1 protein-coding gene is annotated in these 603 nt (G+C 36.8%); it reads right to left on the reverse strand.

Annotation, left to right across the window (positions count from 1 at the left end):
* Window positions 1–485 (reverse strand): S66 peptidase family protein (locus tag DCC39_RS18920; protein WP_133243521.1); only part of this gene is annotated, 485 nt, incomplete at its 3' end.
* Between the last annotated feature and the right edge of the window lie 118 nt (window positions 486–603).

Genomic DNA, 603 nt, shown 5'->3' on the forward strand with positions numbered 1-603 from the left:
ACTATTAACTGGGTTGCTGTTAAGGTTGAAACGACGGAAAAAAACTGATTATAATTGTACGCTGGAGTTTCAGGAGTAAAGTTAATAAGCATGAGACTATGGAATGTCATTAAATCTGCATATTGAAAGAGTACATTTAATAATATCGTAATATCGCTATAACCCGTTACAATTTTCGGGTTTTGCCGGATGATCTCATAATCAAGGTAAGGAAGAATTCCGGCTACCCCAACCCCTCCTCTTGTAGGCAGTATCATTTTAACTTGCTCATTTTGAAACATATTCATTAAATCAACTGCTCGCTCTTGGTCGGTGCCTGCAAGAAACCCGTTTTGGGAATATACATGTTCCCCAACTACTACATCAAACCCCATATTTTTTAACATATTGATTCGGGTATTAATAACATTTTCATCTAATGGACTCCCGAGAGTAACAATCCCAATGGTGTCACCTTGTCGTAAAATAGGTGGTTTCAATATCATAAGTTTACCCCCTTTGGTTTGTTCGTATTGTCAAAAGTTTACTTTTTCTCCAACTAATGCATTCTTTGATGTTTTTAACGACGATACTGTCACTTAACAATATAGTCCGTTTTCCCCC

The organism is Pueribacillus theae (genome assembly GCF_003097615.1).
Lineage (GTDB): Bacteria > Bacillota > Bacilli > Bacillales > UBA6769 > Pueribacillus > Pueribacillus theae.